The following is a 17,683-nucleotide window of genomic DNA, read 5'->3' as shown; positions in this document are numbered from 1 at the left end:
GGGTGTCGTAACCGTGAAATAGCTGGTGTGTCATTTCTCATAGGGCGCGGATTTCGGCCCTCCGGCAGCCGGTCCGCCCACTTTTCCGCGCACGTGCCTCGCGCCGATCGGCACGATCATCGGCCGGCCCGACACGGGGTCTTCGAGCACCGTGGCGTCCAGGTCGAACACCTCGCGCAGCAACCCGACCGACATCACCTCCTCCGGCGCGCCCGCGGCGACGACACGCCCGTCGTGCATGACCACCAACTGGTCGCTGTAGCGGATCGCGAGGTTGAGATCGTGCAGCACCATGACGACCGTGCGTCCGAGATCGGCGTGCAACCGGTCGACCAGGTCGAGCACCTCGATCGAGTGGGCCAGATCCAGGTAGGTGGTCGGCTCGTCGAGCAGCAGGATGTCGGTGCCCTGGGCCAGCGCCATGGAGATCCAGGCGCGCTGGCGCTGGCCGCCGGACAGCTCGTCGAGCGCGCGGTCGGCGAGGTCGGCGATCCCGGTTTGTTCCAGCGCGGTCGTCACCTCGGACTCGTCGGTACCCGACCACTGGCGGAACCAGGACTGGTGCGGGTGGCGCCCGCGGGTGACCAGATCGGCGACGGTGAGTCCTTCCGGGGCGACCGGCGACTGCGGCAGCATGCCGACGATGCGGGCGACGTCCTTGGTCTTCATCGTCGAAATGGCTTTGCCGTCCAACAGGACCCGGCCATCCCGCGGGCGCAGCAGTCGGCCCAGCGAGCGCAGCAGGGTGGACTTCCCGCAACCGTTCGGTCCGATGACGGTGGTGACCACGCCGGGGGCGATGGCCAAGCTCAACCCGTCGACGACCACCCGGTCGCCGTAGCCGAGCGTGACGTCCTCGGCGCCGAGCCGGTGTCCCGGAGTGCTCGCCTGCCCTGGGGCGTCGGGGGTGGTGATGTCCGCGATCGTCATGACAGCGTCGCCTTCCGGTTCATACGCACGAGCAGGTACAGCAGGAACGGGCCGCCGACTGCCGCGGTCACGACGCCCACCGGCAGGTCGACCGGGAACAGCGTGCGGGACGCGACATCCGCGCCGACCACCAGGATGGCGCCGAACACGGCGGAGCCGACGAGCGGTTCGCCCGGGGTCCGCAGCAGGCGTCGCGCGATCTGCGGCGCCGCGAGCGCGACGAAACCGACCGGCCCGACCGCGGCGGTGGCCACCGAGGCGGCCACGACGGCCGCCCCGATCAGGATGGCCTGCTGGGTCTGGATCCGCACCCCGAGCGCGCGGGTGGTGTCCGAACCGAGGCGCAGCGCGGCGAGGGTGCGGGCCGAGACGAGCGCGACGAGTGCGGCGACGCCCGCGGCGATCGTCGCCGGTGCCAGATGGGCGGTATCGGCCGCATTGAGCGATCCGTTCAGCCACAGCTGCGCGCGCTGGGCGTCCGTCAGGCTGGCGCGGGTGAGCAGCCAGTTGATGCCCGCCATCAGCAGGGCGTTGACGCCGACGCCGATCAGCACGAGTCGTAGCCCGGTGGCGCCGTAAGCGCCGGTGGCGGTGCGGCCCCAGGCGAGCAGGTAGATGGCCGCTGCGGTGAGCAGACCGCCGGCCAGCGCCGCCAGCGGCGCGCCGACCGAAGCGGCCAGCCCGGTGTTCGCGCCGGTGGCGACCAGCACGGCGACCGCGCCCAGGCTCGCGCCCGAGGTGATGCCGAGCATGTCCGGAGCGGCCAGCGGATTGTGCAGGATGGACTGGGTGATCGCGCCCGAGAGCCCGAGCGCCAGGCCGACCACGAGCGCGGTCAGGGCGCGCGGCAGCCGGGATTCCAGCACGATGAACCGCTGTGCTCTGGTGCCGCCGCCGGTCAGCACGTCCAGCACGCGCGCGAGAGGCAGGTGGGATTCGCCCACCACGATGTCCAGGCAGAAGAGTCCGAGCGCCAGCACGATCAGTACCGCGACGATCAGCACCATCCGCGGTCGCAGCACCGCCGACACCGGGCCGACGCGCAGGGCGGGTCGCGCATTCGTGGTTCGCCGCGAGATCGTCACAGGTTCACCAGCTTCCGCCTGCGCACGAACGCCAGGAAGAACGGCACGCCGAGCACGGCCAGCATCGCCCCGACTTCCAGCTCTCCGGGCCGGGCGACCAGACGTCCGGCCACATCCGCGATCAGCAGCAGCAATGCGCCGAGGAGGCCGGAATACGGGACCAGCCACCGATAGTCCGGTCCGGTGAATTTCCGCGCGAGATGCGGGACGACCAGACCGAGGAAGGCGATCGGCCCGACGGCCGCCGTCGCCGCGCCCGTCAGCAGCACGATGGCCGTGAGCCCGAGTGCGCGGGCCCGGCCGATATGCACGCCGAGCCCGCGCGCGACGTCGTCGCCCAGGCCGAGCAGATTCAGTCCTGGCGCGGCCAGGACCGCCAGCAGCACACCTACCGCCAGGAACGGCAGCACCTGCCAGAACACCGCGGCGTCGCGGCCCGCGACCGTGCCGATCACCCAGAATCGGTAGGTGTCCAGCACCCGCGCGTCGAACAGCACGACGGCGTTCGTCATCGCCTGCAGGAACGCGGTGATCGCGGCGCCGGCGAGCACCAGGCTCAGCGGGCTCGCTTTGCCGCCGCCCACCGAGGCGGTGCCGAACACGACCAGTCCGGCGATCAGCGCTCCGGCGAAGGCGAACCAGATGTATTCCTCCGGCGCGCTGAAGGCGAACAGGTAGACGCTCAGCGCCGCGAGAAACGCTGCGCCTGCGTTGAGTCCGAGCAGCCCGGCGTCGGCGAGCGGGTTGCGGGTGTAGCCCTGGATGAGCGCGCCCGCTATGCCCAGGGCCGACCCGCACACCAGCGCCAGCGCGGTGCGGGGGAGCCGCAACGCGCGCACGATCTGTTCTTCGGTGGAGTCGGCCGCGCAGGTGAAGGGCCCGCCGGGGCAAGTGAGCGCGTGGTGCACGGCGTCGTACACGGTTCCCGGCGCGAGCGATCGCGCGCCGACCGCCACGCCGGCGAGCACGGCGAGCAGGAGCAGGACGGTCGAGACGAGAAGTCCGGAAAGACGTCGCCTCCGCACGGTGGCAAGGAAGGTCACAGCGACGAGGTGCTCCTGAATCAGCGGTACGGTTGCTAAGAATGGTAAGCCTAACCTATCTTTCGCTGACGAACGGGCATGGCCGATTGTCCGCCGCGCCGCGCGACGGAGCCGACTCCTGAGGAGGTCCGATGACCGAGCTCATCACCACGCCATATCGATCGATGACGGCGTTCGGCCGCGCCTGTGCCCGGCTGCGCGCGCTGCAACCGGAGCATCCGCGGGTGTACGCCGTGGCGGCGATGGCGGAGCAGGGTAAGCGGCGCTGGTGGCAGCTGTCGGACGGAGTGCGCGAGGGCGTGTCGAGCTCATGTACCGGCGGCACGCGGCGGAGATGATCAGTGCCGACATCGCGGCGGAAGTGGTTGCCACGGCCCTGATCCACGCGATCGCCGGACGGGTGGTCGCACTGCTCGTCGCGGAAGGGCGGGCGTGGGATCCGGGGTTGGAGAACCTCTGGATTCATAACGACAACGATGGAGGAATCGACTGGGCTGGGCTGTCGGACACCACGATTCGCGTGCTCGACGGTGATCCGCTGGCCGGCGAGGCGGGTGTGGTCGCTCTGCCCTGCCCGGAAGCGATGTACGTCTGGCTCGCGCACCGTTGCGAGTCGGCGCTGACCGTCGTTCAGCAGAACATGGCACGCTGCTCGGGTTTGAGCGCCCGCCGGTTCTGGTCTCTCGTCGGTGAATCCGTGGCGGGCGCTTCGACTTACGTGCCCGATCTCGCCCGGACCGACTCCGCTGCCGGGGTGCGGCGGGGGCAGGGACTGCTCGCGGCCATGGCCGGGCGTGGACTTCCGGTGCGCCGCTCCGGGTATTGCTTAGTTAGGTAAGCCTGACCTATACTCGTACTCGGCGTACGGATCGCGTGAGAGTCCCGAGGGCTGCGGTGACCCCCGATCCCTTGCCGCGGCGGGCTCCCCTTCGGGTGGGGCCCGCCGCTCTGTTCCGATGTGAAGTACGTCGCCCGCTCTGGCGCGCCGCCGGTCCCGGATCTACGCTGACGCCGACACGAACGTTGAACCCGCTGCACACCAAGGGTATTCGTCGTCCGGCCGTCCCCGGCGGGTCACCGCCGCGTCGCGGATTCGCCGGTACTGTGTCGCGATCATCGGTGCGCACCGTCGCGCGCCACACTGAGCCGTCGATACGCTCGTTCGCCCTGCCGCGCAGGCGTTCACGGTGGCTCACCGGTAGCTCGAGGGGTTGTGCCACTTGCTCACCATCAGACCGTCCCGGTCCCTCTTCGCCGTGCTGGCCGCGGTACTCCTGCTGCCAGCCTGCGGTTCCGGCGCGCGGGAGGCGCACAGCCCGGCGCCCCCGCCCCCGCACGCCGCGCCGCACTGGGACTACGACGCCGAGGGCCCCGACCATTGGGCCGATCTGGATCGGGACTATCTGACCTGCAAGAGCGGCCATCAGCAGTCACCCGTCGATCTCCCGGGTCATGCCCGGCTCGCGCTGTCCGAACACATCACCATCGACTACCACTCGGTGCCCGCGGTGACCCTGCTGAACAACGGGCACACCGTGCAGGCGAATCTTGCGGCGGGCAACGGGAACCGCGTCGTGGTCGACGGCGTGCCGTTCGAACTCGCGCAGTTCCATTTCCATCTACCGAGCGAACACACCGTGGACGGCGTCGGCACGACGATGGAAGCGCATTTCGTGCACAAGAGCGCGGCGGGCAAAATAGCCGTGCTCGCCGTGCTCTTGCAAGCCGCACCGGGGTCGTCGGCCTTCGCGCCGATCCTCTCGGACGCGCCGCAGGCGATGGACGCCGCGACCGTCGTGCCGGGCCCGATCGACCTGCGCTCGATGCTGCCCGGTGTCGCCGATCAATACCGCTATCAGGGTTCGCTCACCACCCCGCCGTGCAGCGAGGGCGTCTCGTGGACGGTGCTCGGCAGTCCGGTCGCGGTGGCCACGGCCGAAGCGGACCGGTACCGGACGCTGTTCGCGCACAGCAATCGCCCGACGCAGCCGTTGAACGGCCGGACGGTCACGCTGGCCGGTGGGTGAGGCCCCCACGGCGGGCGGTGCGCGCTGTGCGACAGTGATTACATGACACAGCAGGAGACCCAGCAGGTCGGCTCGCTGGCGGATGTCACGCCCGAGCAGATGAACGCCTACAGCGAAGGCACCTTCGCCGATCTGATCGGCCTGCGCTACACCGAGCTGAGCCCCGACCGCGTGCGCGGTGAGTGGGTCGTCAAACCGCATCTGTACCAGCCCGCAGGCATCCAGAACGGTGGCGTGTACTGCACCGTCATCGAGACGCTCGCCAGCATCGCCGGCGGTGTCTGGTTCGGCGACCAGGGCACGGTGGTCGGCGTGAACAACAACACCGACTTCCTGCGCGCGGTGCGCGAGGGCACCCTGACGGGCGAGGCGACGCCGCTGCATCGCGGCAGGCTGCAGCAGCTGTGGCAGGTCGTCATCACCGACGAGGAGGGTCGCACCGTGGCCCGCGGCCAGGTGCGGCTGCAGAATCTGCCGCATCGTTCCTGAGCGCTCGTCCGGCGACGGCGGAACGGGCGTGCCAGAATGTCCGTCACCTGCCACTGCGAACCGGTGAGGAGCCCGGATGCGACTGTCACCGCATGAGCAGGAACGCCTGCTGCTCAGCTACGCCGCCGAGCTGGCCAGGCGCAGACAGGCCCGCGGACTCAAGCTGAACCATCCGGAGGCGGTGGCGCTGATCACCGACCATGTGCTGGAAGGCGCGCGCGACGGCCGCACCGTCGCCGAGCTGATGTCCTCGGGGCGGACGGTCCTCACCCGCGCCGACGTGATGGAAGGGGTGCCGGAGATGATTCCCGACGTCCAGGTCGAGGCGACCTTCCCGGACGGCACCAAACTCGTCACCGTGCACCACCCGATCGGTTAGGCGGCCGGTATGCGGTACCCGAGTGAGGTCGTCGGCGGAGCAAGGCGAGGCCCGGCATGATTCCCGGCGAATATCTCTGCGCCGAGGGCGTCATCGAACTGAACTCCGGCGCGGATCGCCTCGAGCTCGACGTGATCAATACCGGTGACCGGCCGGTGCAGGTCGGCAGCCACGTGCACTTCCCCCAGGCGAACGCCGCGCTGGACTTCGACCGAGCGGCCGCGCACGGCCGCCGCCTCGACATTCCGGCCGGGACCGCGGTGCGCTTCGAACCCGGTCTCGGGCAACGCGTCCGGCTCGTGCCGCTGGGCGGCGCCCGCGAGGTCCACGGGATCACCCTGACCCCACCGGGCCGTCTCGATGAGTAGTCCGGGTGCCCGGCCGGGGCATGCGGGAATTCGTACGCGGGCTCAGGAGGTAGGACGCGATGAGTGAGCTGAGCCGGGCGCGGTACGCCGAGCTGTTCGGGCCGACGACGGGCGACCGGATCAGATTGGCGGACACCGATCTGCTGATCGAGATCACCGAGGACCGCAGCGGGGGACCGGGGCGCGCGGGCGACGAGGCCGTGTTCGGCGGCGGCAAGGTGCTGCGCGAATCCATGGGACAGTCCCGCGCGACGCGCGCCGAGGGCGCTCCCGACACCGTGATCACGGGCGTGGTCGTCATTGATCACTGGGGAATCATCAAGGCGGACATCGGGATTCGCGATGGACGGATCAGCGCGATCGGCAAGGCGGGCAACCCGGACACCATGACCGGGGTGCACCCGGATCTGGTCGTCGGCCCGTCCACCGAGATCATCGCGGGCAACGGCCGCATCCTCACCGCGGGCGCGATCGACTGTCACGTGCACTTCATCTGCCCGCAGCTGCTCCAGGAGGCGCTCGGCGGCGGCATCACCACCCTCATCGGCGGGGGCACCGGTCCGGCCGAGGGCAGCAAAGCGACCACCGTGACGCCCGGCGCGTGGCATCTGGCGCGGATGCTCGAAGCAACCGACGCCTGGCCGGTGAACATCGTGCTGCTCGGCAAGGGCAACACCGTCAGCGCCGAGGCCATGTGGGAGCAATTGCGCGCCGGGGCATCGGGATTCAAGCTGCACGAGGACTGGGGCTCCACGCCCGCCGCGATCGATGCCTGCCTCACCGTGGCCGACGCGGCGGGGGTGCAGGTGGCGCTGCACTCGGACACCTTGAACGAGGCCGGTTTCGTCGAGGACACCCTCGCGGCGATCGCGGGCCGCGGCATCCACGCATACCACACCGAGGGGGCGGGCGGCGGGCACGCGCCCGACATCATCACCGTCGCCGCCCATCCCAACGTGCTGCCCAGCTCGACCAACCCGACGCGCCCGCACACCGTCAACACGCTCGACGAGCACCTGGACATGCTCATGGTGTGCCATCACCTGAGCGCGTCGATCCCGGAGGATCTGGCCTTCGCGGAGAGCCGCATCCGCCCCTCCACCATCGCGGCGGAGGATCTGCTGCACGATCTCGGCGCCATCTCGATGATCGGCAGCGACTCGCAGGCCATGGGCCGCATCGGCGAGGTCGTGCTGCGCACCTGGCAGACCGCGCACGTGATGAAGCGCCGCCGCGGCGCGCTGCCGGGCGACGGCGCCGCCGACAACGCCCGGGTGCGGCGCTACGTCGCGAAATACACCATCTGCCCCGCCGTCGCGCACGGCCTGGACCATGAGATCGGTTCGGTCGAGGTCGGTAAGCTCGCCGATCTGGTGCTGTGGGAGCCCGCGTTCTTCGGCGTCCGCCCGCACGCCGTGCTCAAAGGCGGGGCGATCGCCTGGGCCGCGATGGGCGACGCCAACGCCTCCATCCCGACGCCGCAGCCGGTGCTGCCGCGCCCCATGTTCGGCGCCGCCCCGGCGGCCGCGGCCGCGACCTCTCTGCACTTCGTCTCCGAGCAGGCGATCGAGGACGGCCTCGCCGACCGGCTGCGGGTCCAGCGCAAACTCGTGCCGGTGCGCAACGTCCGTGGCGTGACGAAGACCGACCTGCCGCACAACGACGCCATGCCGCGCATCGAAGTCGAGCCGGACACCTTCACCGTCCGCATCGACGGCGAGGTCTGGCGCGAAGACCCCGCTACCGAACTCCCGATGGCCCAACGCTACTTCCTCTTCTAGTGCGGATGGTTGTGGTGAACCTCGAGAAGAGTTCTCGCTCATGTGCCCCTCGCGGGGTGTATGGTCCGGTGGCTCGTCGGAGCTCGAGGAAGGGAGGACGGCATGCCACGACCAGTTGAGCGAGAGGTGCGGCGTCGACTGGCGGTGGGAGTCGTCGGGGCGGTGACGCTTTTGGCCACGATGTTCGCGACCTCGGCGGCCGCGCCGATGCCGTCCGGGTCGGGTGGAACGCAGTCCTCGGGAGATGCCGCGGTCGAGTTGAACGACTACTGCCACGAACACGGCGCGGTCGGCCGCCTCGCCGACGGCCGGACCGTCTATTGCACGCAGGTGCAGCGCACCGACGCGTACGTCTGGTCCTACCGTCGGGACCCGATTCCGCTCGATCCCAACACGCGCGACTACGCCTGCGACAGTGACGCCTGCTTCCGGTCCGACGGCGCCCGCGTGCCGAACTACCAGCGCTGCGGGGTTCTCTGCGGCGAGCCGCCTACCAGTGGTGACATTCAGAGCGGACTCTACGACTGCTTCGAAACGGGAGCCGCGTTCGAAGAATGCGAACGCCGCATCCGATGAGTCGCGCCACGAGATCGAATCCCCTTGCTACTCGGCGGTGTCGAGGCGAGAAGTGACGACGTGGACGAGAAGATCGACGGTGTAGTCGAATTCGCTGTCGCGGTCGAAGCGCGCCAGATGGGGGGCGGCGAGGGCGACCTGCGGCAGCCCGGATGCTTCGAGGGTGCGCTCTCGTTCGGCGATTCCGTCGGCGTCGCTGGTGCCGAACGTCGGTCCCGCGGAGACTTCGCGGAGCAGGGTTCCGACCAGGGCGGCCAGCAGAGTGCGCAGTAGGTGCACCGCTTCTTCGGCGGAGTCCCCGGTTCTGCGCAGCACGGTGAGGACCGCTTCGATCGGCGCGAGGCCGGCCTGCGAGGACAGCTGACGGGTCAGGACCAGAATCGCCGCCTGCGGGTGCGCGAGCGTGACCCGGCGGAACTCGTGCGCCAGCGCTCGCAGGTCGTCTTCGACAGAGTCCGTGGGCGACGGCACCCGCAGTTGCCCGAGGATGTGCTCGGCGACGGCGTCGAGCAGGTCGTCCTTGCTCGCGACGTGGTGATAGAGGCTTTTGGCGTCCACGCCGAGCACGCGACCGACGGTGCGCATGCTCACGGCGCCGATGCCATCGGCATCGATCACCGCGAGGGCGGCCTCCCGGATCGCCGCACGTGAGAGCTGCGCTTCCGCCTTCGGCGGCCGTCCCCGGCGGGGCGTGCTCGCGGGTGGGGTCGAGGTGGCCGGACCTGTCATGCCTTCATTGTTCCCTACCCTTGCATATTTCCACACTGTGGGTTTAGTCTGCGTATTAATTCCACGACGTGGGATTAATGTGCGAGATGGGATGTCGGATGCAGCTGCCCTGGGGACACGGTGAGGTGGTGGACCTGGCGAGCGTCGGCTCGTGTGTCGATCACCTGGTCGATGTCACGAAGGTCGACGGTGGGCCGGGCGCACGGCTGACCGCGGCACGGCAACAGGCCGGGGTCTTCCGCAAGGAGTTCGCGAGCACGGGATCGCCGGTCGACATAGCGACGTGCGACCTCGTCACGCTGCCTTACCCGACGCGGTTCGGCCTGTTTCGCGCGTCCCGTGCGCTCGCTCCGTTTCTCGCGATCACGAACCGGATGCTGGTGATCCGGTGGCGCGAGAGCGACGGGACGCCGCGGGTGCTGCTGTTCGAGCCGAGCGACGTCGAACTCGGCCGGTACACACCGTATTTCGACAAGCTCGCCCGCCGCACCCCGGACCTCGTGGCGCGGCGGATGGTGATCGAGCACGGCACGGTGCTCGGTCACCTGTCCCGGCTCGGCATCGATCCGGGCGAGGTCGACTATCTGATGTTCGACCACCTGCACACCCAGGACCTGCGGCGCTGGATCGGCACCACGGCCCACCAGGACGACCTCGGTGCGCAGCCGAAGCCGGTATTCCGCAACGCCAAGGTGATCGTGCAGCGGGACGAACTGGCCGCGATGGCGGACCTGCACCCGTTGCAGAAGCCCTGGTATCAGCCCGACGCCTACCGTGACGTCCCGCCGGACGCCTTCCTGCCCCTCGACGGCTCGATGATCCTGGGCCCGGGTGCCGCGGTGGTGAAGACACCGGGTCATGTGTTCGGCAATCAGAGCCTGGTACTCAACACCTCGACCGGTATCTGGGTGAGCAGCGAGAACGTCATCGCCGCCGAATGCCTGACACCGGAGCACTCGCGGCTGCCCGGATTGGCGCGCTGGGCGCGGGAATGGGGCCAGGAGATCGTGCTCAATGCCAACACCATCGAGACCACGGCCGACCAATACAACTCGATCGTGTTCGAGAAGACGCTGGCCGACCGCAGCCAGCGCGATGCGCGGTTCCTCCAGTTCTTCCCCTCCAGTTCTTCCCCTCCAGTGAGCTGACCGCCGCGTGGACCAATCCCGGGACGTCACCCACCTTCACCCACGGCGCCATCGCCCACCGCTGAACCCGCAGGAGATTCCATGACCGACCGTTTCGCCATCCCGCCCATCGAGGTGCTGCGGGCCCGCGAGAAGCTCGTCCTCGACCACTTCCACGACGAGGTGCGGCAGGAATGGGACGACGTGCTGGCCACGTTCCCGCATCCGCACTACCAGATCATTCCCACGCTCACCGTCCACGACGGCGACGCCGAGGTCCGCGGCTACTACCACGACACGCGCGTCGCCTTCCCCGATCAGGATCACGAGATCATCGCGCTGCGCCACAGCGCCGACGCGGTCATCGTCGAATTCTGGCTGCTCGGCACGCATTCGGGACCGCTCGGCCCCATTCCGCCCACCGGCTCCCGGCACCGCACCCGGATGACGGCGTACTTCGTCTTCGACGACGACCAGAACTTGATCATCGAGCGGATCTACTTCGACACGCTGTCGATGCTGCGACAGCTCATCGGCGGCCTGAACCTGCGCAACCCGCGCACGTGGCCGTTGGTCCTCCGCAGCCTGCGCGGACTGCTCGCCATGTCGAGCAACCCCGACCCACGGCTGGTCGACACCCCGCCCGCCGACCTCACGGCCTGATCCGGCGGATGAGAGTCCATCACCTCAACTGCGGCACGATGCGACCGCCCGCCACCCCCGGCGGATTGGTCTGCCACGTCCTGCTCGTCGAGACCGACGACAGTCTCGTCTTGATCGATACCGGCATCGGCCTGCGCGACGCCGAAGCACCGACCCGGCGCTTCGGCCGGGGCCGCTTCTACGTCCGCCCGGCCTTCGATCCGGAAGAAGCCGCGATCAACCGGATCCGGCAACTCGGCTACGCCCCGGACGATGTCCGGCACATCGTGCTCACCCACTTCGACACCGACCACACCGGCGGTCTCGCCGACTTCCCCTGGGCCCGAGTGCATCTCACGAATGCGGAAGCGTTCGCCGCGCGGCATCCCCGGACGCTGATCGAACGAGAGCGCTACCGCCCGGCGCAACGCGCCCACAGCCCGGCGCTCGTTCAGCACGAGCCGGGTTCCGGCGAGTCGTGGCGCGGCTTCCCCGGCGCCGAGGAGCTCACCGACATCGCGGCGGGCATCGTGCTGATCAACCTGCCCGGCCATACCCGTGGTCACGCCGCCGTCGCGGTCGACACCGGTGAGCAGTGGATCCTGCACGTGGGGGATTCCTTCTACCATCACGGCCAACTCGACGGCACCGACTCCGCGCCCAGAGCGCTCACCGCGATGGAACGCGTCGTCGCCCACGACTGGAACAAGGTCCGGGCCAACCACCGACGGCTGGCCCAGCTTTGGGCAGCCGCCGAGCCAGACCTCCTCCTCGTCAACGCACACGATCCGTACCTACTCGACCGCGCGATCGAACGGGTATGAGCCTCACGGGAGTGACTATCCGAGCCGGTGCTCCTCGATCGATGTGCTCAGCCCGGTGCCGTTGAGATCCAGGTACAGCAGGCGTTCGGTGACCGACAGGGTGATGGTGTTGCGCCGTTCGATCGCCGCGACGGCGGCATCGATGAAGTCGCGGCCGAAGCTGTACAGCGGAATCGCTTCGGCGCGATGGATGCGCTTGCCGGTGAATTGCGCCAGCACCTTGGCTGGATCGCGGTGGGTGTAGACGGCGACACGTTCGGCCAGCTTGCTGCCCCGATGCACGCGCTCCGCGTCGGGAGCGCCGACTTCGATCCAGGCGGTGAGGCGTCCGGTGAGATCACGCACCAGCACCGCGGGCTCGTCGGTGGAGGACACCCCGCCGTCGCTGAAGCCGATGCCCTCCTCGTACTCGAGGCAATAGGCGAGCACGCGCGTCAGCATGAACTCGGCGGATTCGGACGGATGCCGCGCTACCCGCAACTCCAACTCCTGGTAGACGCCCCGATCGACGTCGGCCAGGTGGACGGCGAAGTTGTGCAGTGTCGCGCTGAGTGCCATAGGTGCAGCAGCTTAGCCCGCATCACGCCACCGGTGATCAGCCCTCTCGGTGCAGCGCGGTAGCGATGATCGCCGAGGCGGGAGCGTGCAGCGCCTGTGCGGCGGTCTGGCCGGTCGCCGCCAGGTAGGCGTCGACCAGCCTGTTGCCGACGGCATATCCTGCTCCGGTGGGCAACCCCACCGGGGCAGCGCCGAACCGTTCCGCGGTCGCGTCGCCGTGCACCCACGCCGTGAAGTTCTGCATGCCGGTCACGCCGAGTCCGGACACGACCTTGGCGAAGACCGCGTCGTCGCGTAGATGTGGCACGCCGATGCGGGCGTAGCCGAGTTCGTCGCCATAGAGCTGGCGGGCGAACGCATCGGCCAGGCCTTCGGAGACCACGTGCTCGCCGACCGTGACGGTCGCCGGGTCCCAGACGACCCCACCCGGGCTGTAGCGCAGATTGTGGTTGAGTTCGTGCACGACGGTCGCCTCCAGCCGCTCCACGTTCTCGGGGAAAGGCCACAGCGTGATGACGATGTAGCCGGAGATTCCGCCGTTGCCTGCCAAGCCGAGGGCGGGACCCATGAAGTGGGCGTCGCCGGGGTCGCCGAGCACGAACAGCACGGTGACGTCCGGGACCTCCAGCTCCGGTGTCGCCGCCAGTTGCACGGCGACGGCGTCGTCCAGAGCGCGCCGGATCCGGTCCCAGGCCCCGGCCGCCGCCAGCGTCTCGAGCGCGTCGAGACAGCGCTCCGCGTCACGGTCCAGCGGAAACCCGGACGAATGGTGATGCATGGCCACCAGATCGACGTCTCCGGGGAAGTACCGGTACATGCCCTTCATAGGCTCGAGCATCGTGTGCAGCAAGGCGGCGCGATCCGCGGCGGGAGCCCGGAGGATCTCTTTCATCGCCGAGTAGGTATCGAGAACGGTGATCGTCATGTCCCGCGACACTAAACATTGCGGCAGCGTCGAGGTCAACTCGATTGATGGTCCTAGGACGATCGACGTGCGCTTCCGGGACCTGCGTCCGGGATCAGCAGCGGTGGTCCGGTCCCGTTGCAGAAAAGGGTGACGACAGGCTATCGCGTCTCCGCGGGCTATCGGCGAATGTCGTTGGTGGCTCGTAGGATTCGACTGTGACACTCACTCGTGACGACCTGGCGGGCTACATCGAGCGCGACCTCGACGCCGACCTGGAGCGATGGTTTCCCGGTCGGCCTGCGGTCGCCGTGCCGGAGGAGACCCGGCCCGTAACGTCCTTCCTCGAACGGCTGGCCCCTGCGGACGCGGCGGCATTGGCCGCCTTCGATCGCCGGGTGCGCTCGGGGCGAATGCCGCAGTTCCTGGACATCTACTCGTGGTCATACGGATTCGACTTCGCGGCCAATGACTGCGGAATCCGGGACTCCGACTACGAGACCGAGCTCACCGACGACGACGTGTACTCCATCGGCGCGGACGGCGGCGGCAACCTGTATGTGGTGCTCACCACCGGGCAGATCGGAATCTGGTTCCACGAGGAGGAAGTCGTCGAGGAAAGCACCCGCTTCGATGACCTCGATGTCTTCGTCTGGTCGGTGGTGCGCTACCACGCGGTGCGGGCCGGGGTTCTGCAGCGGGCCGCGGTGGAGGCGGACTTCCTGTCCCTGGGCCAGGATGGCGCGCTGGAGCCCGAACTCGGTTTGCTGCGCTCGATGAAGTAGGCGCGCCGGCGAGTGGCTCGCTCAGTCCTCGCCTGCGCGACGCTGAAACGGGAGACGGGCCCGGAACGCGTCCCGCAGCCAAGGGGCTCGGCGGTGATGGGGGCGGCTGCGGTCGGCCCAGAGCGGATTGGATTCGTCGCGGCGGTAGACCGCGAGCTGGCCCGCGATGGAGAAGTGCAGGCGGCTGGCTTTGCCGACCACCTCGCCGTCGGTGGCCAACGCCTCGGGCGTGGGGAGTTGCACGAACAGTTCGGGTAGCTGGCGCTCGCCGTAGACCTTGCTGTGACCGATCGCCGCCAGCAGCAGCGCCAGCACCGCGCGGGTGCGCGACCAGCGCAGATCGGCGCGCAGCCAGCGAATGTCGAGCAGTCCGGCGTCGAGCCGGTCGCGGAAGGCGGGCACGGCGCCGTGCGGATGGTAGGGGCCGTTGCCGACGAACAGGAACCACACCCGCTGCCAGCGCCCGTCCAGGCAGATCTCGATCGGTTCGGCCCGGCGCAGGGTGACCACGAGCGCAGCGGCGAAGGCGGGCCATTTGCCCCAGCGTGACTGCCACTTCTCGCGCAGCTGCACCAGATCCGGGTAGGTGCCGAGACTGGCGGTGTTGATCAGGTGCCGGGTGCGCGAACCGGTTTCGTCCTCGTACTCGACTCCGGCGATGTCGACCGCGACCGCCTCGCCGATACCGGTGGCGTCGATCACCTCGCGCAGATCGTAGACGCCGAGGTCGCGGGCGAAGTGGTTGAGCGTGCCGGTGGGAATGACTACCAGGGGCAGCTCGTGGCGCAGCGCGACCGCGGCCACGGCGGCGACCGTTCCGTCGCCACCCGCGACGCCGACCGCCAGGACCGGTTCGCCGTGTTCGGCGATGGCCCGCTCCAGCTGTTCGGCACAGTCCAGATCGGCTCGGGTGCGCAGCACGGTGGCGGCGGGCAGAGCCACGACGACGTCGTCGGTGGGATCGTAGTTCGGATCGCCGGACATCGGATTCACCACTACCACCAGCCCTTTGCCCTCCACCAGCGCGGGGACCTCGCGGACCGGGCGGGCCTGCGCCTCATCCGATTCGCGCACCGGCCACCAGCGCCGGGTGGCGAGGGCGACCCCGGAACCCACGGCCGCTCCCACGAGCACATCGGAGCTCCAGTGCACGCCGGTGTGCACCCGCGAATAGGCGACGGTGGCCGCCAGCGGGGCGACAACCAGTGCGGTGCGGGGACTTTCCAGAGCCACCGCCGTGGCGAATGCCGCGGCGCTCGCACTGTGCCCGGAGGGGAAAGAAGACGATTTCGGGGCGGGGGAGAGTCGCCGGTGCACGGGCAAGAGTTCGGCGGCGGGGCGGCGCCGGGCGACGAGCGACTTGAGAACGACGTTGACGAGGAAACTGGCGCCCGCGACGGAGACGACGCCGCGGAACGCGGCCCGCCGCGGCGCGCCCTGCCGGGTGGCGAGCAGTCCCGCGAGAGTCAGCCAGAGCCCGCTGAAGTTGGCACCGCTGGTGATCCGCAACAAGCCGTGGTCGACCACCGAGGCAGGCAGCTCGGCGACCGCGCCGCCGATCGCTCGATCGATTCGTCCGATGCCGTGGAACTTCCGGCGCACCCAGCTACTCACCCGCTCGAGACTACCGATCGGGGTGCGAACGACACGAAACACGGCGGGCGACAGTGCCACCGACGCACCCGCCGGGGCCTGCCCCGAACTGCTGTGGGTGCTGGCGGCGACACCCCGCGGGACCGCGAGTTCACCGTGGCGTGCGCTGTTTCGCCCAGGTCGGTAACCCTAGCGGCTGACCGGTCGCGAAAAGTACACCGTTGCAGGCTTTGCTGCGCAGCGAGTACGAATCACGCCTGGCCCAGCCCATCGAACTGGCCCGCCGGTGCAATCGAATGGCGGTGGGAATCAGGTGGCGGGCGAAGCTGTCGGGGATCGGCAGCAGGGTGAGCGTCCCGGCGATGTCCCTGATGAGTGGATATGCAACCGATGGTTGCGTGACTATCGAAGTTCGGCTAGCGTCATGCGCAACCAAACGTTGCAAATGGAGGTCGGGAACGCATGGAGTACGGCAGCATCGAGCGGGAGATACACGTCGACGCCTCACCCGAGGTGGTCTACCAGGTGGTCAGCAGCCCGGAGCACATGTCGGAATGGTGGAGCGACGATGCCGCGTTCGACGTGGCTCCCGGTGCGGTCGGTGAGCTCGTCTGGGGTGACCGGGCGCAGGTCGTGCCGATCATGGTGGTGCGGGCCGAGCCGCCCCGATTGTTCTCGTTCCGATGGTGCTACCCGGGCGGCGCGGTCGACGACTCCACCGACTCGCTGCTGGTGACTTTCGAGCTGACCCCGTCCGGCGTGGGCACCAGGATTCGGCTCACCGAGGTCGGGTTCCGCGAGATGGGCTGGGAGGCCGCGAAGCTGGCGGAGCAGTACCGCGAACACACCGTGGGCTGGGACACCTATGTTCCCCGGCTGGGGGAGTACATCGTGCGGCTGGTGTCGACGCCGTGACCACCGTCGTCGACGACGACCTGTGGTCCGCGATCGGGGATCCCACCCGCCGCAGGATGCTCGACCTGCTCCTGGCGGAGGGGGAGGGCACGGCCACCGGTCTCAGCGAGCGGCTGCCCGTCACGCGGCAGGCGGTCGCGAAACATCTCCTCGTGCTCGACCGCGTCGGCCTGGTGCACGGCACGCCTGCCGGGCGGGAGCGGAGGTACCGGGTGGACGAGGCGCAACTCGCTCGCGCGGTCGCCCAGTTGTCCTCGGTGGGGGCGGCTTGGGACGCCAGGCTCCATCGGATCAAGCGGATCGCCGAAGCGATCCAGCGCACGCAAGACCAGCAGTGAATCCACACTGCCGGACAAGAACCGAAGAAAGAGGAATCGACAATGGTCGACATTCTGCACAGAGTCGGAATCCAATCGCCGGTGCCCGAGGTCTACGCCGCCTTGACCACCACCGAGGGGCTTGCCGGTTGGTGGACGACCGACACTCGGGGCAAAGCCGGTGAGGTCGGCGGCGTGATCGAATTCCGGTTCGGGGCCGGGGGATTCGATATGCGGGTCCGCGAGCTCGAGCCGGGCAAGCGCGTGCTGTGGGAGGTGATCGACGGACCTGACGATTGGGTCGGCACGCAACTGGACTGGAACCTCGGTCAGGCCGACGACTACACGATCGTTCTGTTCAAGCACCAAGGGTGGAAGGAGCCGGTGGAATCCATGTACCACTGCAGCACCAAGTGGGCGGTCTTTCTGCTGAGCCTGAAGTCGCTGATCGAAACCGGGAAAGGCGCGCCGGAGCCGTACGACGTCAAGATCGACAACTGGAACTGATCGTGCAGATGGTCTTGCCGCTCGCCAGGTGAGCAACCACACCGTGACGGCGCCCTCGCCACTGATGGCCCGATTGCTCGAGCTCGGTTCAGCGGCGCGGTCGC

Annotated in this window: 22 protein-coding genes; 15 read left to right on the top strand and 7 right to left on the bottom strand. The window is 69.0% G+C overall.

The features are described from left to right. Nucleotides 1-30: 30 nt before the first annotated feature. From LTT66_RS35855 to LTT66_RS35845, 3 genes are all read right to left on the bottom strand, one after another. Entirely contained in the window at nucleotides 31-930 is a 900-nt protein-coding gene (locus LTT66_RS35855) for an ABC transporter ATP-binding protein (protein WP_233062890.1), read from the bottom strand. After that, nucleotides 927-1,937: a FecCD family ABC transporter permease gene (locus tag LTT66_RS35850; protein ID WP_181722245.1), complete on the bottom strand. Its 1,011-nt coding sequence runs from the start codon at nucleotides 1,935-1,937 to the stop codon at nucleotides 927-929. Before LTT66_RS35850 ends, LTT66_RS35855 begins: the two co-directional genes overlap by 4 nt. A gap of 74 nt (nucleotides 1,938-2,011) precedes the next feature. Beyond that, entirely contained in the window at nucleotides 2,012-3,058 is a 1,047-nt protein-coding gene (locus tag LTT66_RS35845; RefSeq protein WP_233062888.1) for a FecCD family ABC transporter permease, read from the bottom strand. Nucleotides 3,059-3,189: 131 nt separating this feature from the next. On the opposite strand from LTT66_RS35845, the gene LTT66_RS35840 reads away from it, so the two are divergent. The 8 genes from LTT66_RS35840 to LTT66_RS35805 all read left to right on the top strand — a co-directional run bounded on the left by LTT66_RS35840 (nucleotide 3,190) and on the right by LTT66_RS35805 (nucleotide 8,678). After that, nucleotides 3,190-3,396, top strand: a complete 207-nt coding sequence (locus LTT66_RS35840) for a hypothetical protein (protein WP_233062887.1) — start codon at nucleotides 3,190-3,192, stop codon at nucleotides 3,394-3,396. Then, entirely contained in the window at nucleotides 3,393-3,896 is a 504-nt protein-coding gene (locus LTT66_RS35835; RefSeq protein ID WP_233062886.1) for a hypothetical protein, read from the top strand. Before LTT66_RS35840 ends, LTT66_RS35835 begins: the two co-directional genes overlap by 4 nt. Nucleotides 3,897-4,278: 382 nt before the next feature. Continuing rightward, nucleotides 4,279-5,085, top strand: a complete 807-nt coding sequence (locus tag LTT66_RS35830; protein ID WP_233062884.1) for a carbonic anhydrase — start codon at nucleotides 4,279-4,281, stop codon at nucleotides 5,083-5,085. 99 nt (nucleotides 5,086-5,184) lie between these two features. Further along, nucleotides 5,185-5,574 carry a PaaI family thioesterase gene (locus LTT66_RS35825; protein ID WP_228826547.1) on the top strand — a complete coding sequence of 130 codons (390 nt, stop codon included), beginning with the start codon at nucleotides 5,185-5,187 and terminating at the stop codon, nucleotides 5,572-5,574. A 76-nt stretch (nucleotides 5,575-5,650) separates the two neighbouring features. After that, the gene (locus tag LTT66_RS35820) at nucleotides 5,651-5,953 is read left to right on the top strand and encodes an urease subunit gamma (RefSeq protein ID WP_040778027.1); all 303 of its coding nucleotides are present in this window, start codon (nucleotides 5,651-5,653) and stop codon (nucleotides 5,951-5,953) included. Between the two features lie 56 nt (nucleotides 5,954-6,009). Further along, complete coding sequence (locus LTT66_RS35815; protein WP_233062883.1) at nucleotides 6,010-6,321, top strand: urease subunit beta; 312 nt, start codon at nucleotides 6,010-6,012, stop codon at nucleotides 6,319-6,321. A 59-nt stretch (nucleotides 6,322-6,380) separates the two neighbouring features. Further along, nucleotides 6,381-8,102 carry an urease subunit alpha gene (locus LTT66_RS35810; protein ID WP_195102526.1) on the top strand — a complete coding sequence of 574 codons (1,722 nt, stop codon included), beginning with the start codon at nucleotides 6,381-6,383 and terminating at the stop codon, nucleotides 8,100-8,102. A 102-nt stretch (nucleotides 8,103-8,204) separates the two neighbouring features. Next, a complete protein-coding gene (locus LTT66_RS35805; protein WP_233062882.1) occupies nucleotides 8,205-8,678 on the top strand; it encodes a hypothetical protein in 474 nt (157 codons plus the stop codon). A gap of 27 nt (nucleotides 8,679-8,705) precedes the next feature. On the opposite strand, the gene LTT66_RS35800 is transcribed toward LTT66_RS35805, so the two are convergent. Beyond that, on the bottom strand, nucleotides 8,706-9,407 hold the full coding sequence (locus LTT66_RS35800; RefSeq protein ID WP_233062881.1) for a TetR/AcrR family transcriptional regulator: 702 nt from the start codon (nucleotides 9,405-9,407) through the stop codon (nucleotides 8,706-8,708). 98 nt (nucleotides 9,408-9,505) lie between these two features. On the opposite strand from LTT66_RS35800, the gene LTT66_RS35795 reads away from it, so the two are divergent. The 3 genes from LTT66_RS35795 to LTT66_RS35785 all read left to right on the top strand — a co-directional run bounded on the left by LTT66_RS35795 (nucleotide 9,506) and on the right by LTT66_RS35785 (nucleotide 12,000). After that, the gene (locus LTT66_RS35795; protein WP_233062880.1) at nucleotides 9,506-10,555 is read left to right on the top strand and encodes an MBL fold metallo-hydrolase; all 1,050 of its coding nucleotides are present in this window, start codon (nucleotides 9,506-9,508) and stop codon (nucleotides 10,553-10,555) included. 81 nt (nucleotides 10,556-10,636) lie between these two features. Beyond that, nucleotides 10,637-11,197 carry an ester cyclase gene (locus tag LTT66_RS35790; protein ID WP_233062879.1) on the top strand — a complete coding sequence of 187 codons (561 nt, stop codon included), beginning with the start codon at nucleotides 10,637-10,639 and terminating at the stop codon, nucleotides 11,195-11,197. A gap of 8 nt (nucleotides 11,198-11,205) precedes the next feature. Next, complete coding sequence (locus tag LTT66_RS35785) at nucleotides 11,206-12,000, top strand: MBL fold metallo-hydrolase (protein WP_233062878.1); 795 nt, start codon at nucleotides 11,206-11,208, stop codon at nucleotides 11,998-12,000. Between the two features lie 15 nt (nucleotides 12,001-12,015). On the opposite strand, the gene LTT66_RS35780 is transcribed toward LTT66_RS35785, so the two are convergent. Together LTT66_RS35780 and LTT66_RS35775 are read right to left on the bottom strand one after the other, a co-directional pair. Then, a complete protein-coding gene (locus LTT66_RS35780; protein ID WP_233062876.1) occupies nucleotides 12,016-12,558 on the bottom strand; it encodes a YaeQ family protein in 543 nt (180 codons plus the stop codon). Nucleotides 12,559-12,595: 37 nt separating this feature from the next. Further along, entirely contained in the window at nucleotides 12,596-13,483 is an 888-nt protein-coding gene (locus tag LTT66_RS35775) for a DUF2268 domain-containing protein (RefSeq protein ID WP_233062874.1), read from the bottom strand. 197 nt (nucleotides 13,484-13,680) lie between these two features. On the opposite strand from LTT66_RS35775, the gene LTT66_RS35770 reads away from it, so the two are divergent. After that, nucleotides 13,681-14,247, top strand: coding sequence for a hypothetical protein (locus tag LTT66_RS35770; RefSeq protein ID WP_233062873.1), 567 nt, complete (start codon nucleotides 13,681-13,683; stop codon nucleotides 14,245-14,247). A gap of 21 nt (nucleotides 14,248-14,268) precedes the next feature. Here LTT66_RS35770 and LTT66_RS35765 read toward each other — a convergent pair whose 3' ends face one another. After that, the gene (locus LTT66_RS35765; protein ID WP_233062871.1) at nucleotides 14,269-15,861 is read right to left on the bottom strand and encodes a bifunctional phosphatase PAP2/diacylglycerol kinase family protein; all 1,593 of its coding nucleotides are present in this window, start codon (nucleotides 15,859-15,861) and stop codon (nucleotides 14,269-14,271) included. Between the two features lie 441 nt (nucleotides 15,862-16,302). On the opposite strand from LTT66_RS35765, the gene LTT66_RS35760 reads away from it, so the two are divergent. From LTT66_RS35760 to LTT66_RS35750, 3 genes are read left to right on the top strand one after another with little or no spacing between them, the layout of a single operon-like run. Further along, the gene (locus LTT66_RS35760) at nucleotides 16,303-16,755 is read left to right on the top strand and encodes an SRPBCC family protein (RefSeq protein ID WP_233062869.1); all 453 of its coding nucleotides are present in this window, start codon (nucleotides 16,303-16,305) and stop codon (nucleotides 16,753-16,755) included. Beyond that, complete coding sequence (locus LTT66_RS35755) at nucleotides 16,752-17,093, top strand: ArsR/SmtB family transcription factor (protein WP_233062867.1); 342 nt, start codon at nucleotides 16,752-16,754, stop codon at nucleotides 17,091-17,093. The genes LTT66_RS35760 and LTT66_RS35755 overlap by 4 nt, the downstream gene beginning before the upstream one ends. A 42-nt stretch (nucleotides 17,094-17,135) precedes the next feature. Continuing rightward, nucleotides 17,136-17,579, top strand: coding sequence for an SRPBCC family protein (locus LTT66_RS35750; protein ID WP_233062866.1), 444 nt, complete (start codon nucleotides 17,136-17,138; stop codon nucleotides 17,577-17,579). Nucleotides 17,580-17,683: the final 104 nt, after the last annotated feature.

Origin of the sequence: Nocardia gipuzkoensis (genome assembly GCF_021183645.1) — a bacterium.
Classification (GTDB): Bacteria; Actinomycetota; Actinomycetes; order Mycobacteriales; family Mycobacteriaceae; genus Nocardia; species Nocardia abscessus.
The sequence above is the reverse complement of the archived record's forward strand: the minus strand, read 5'-3'. Positions and strand labels throughout refer to the sequence as shown.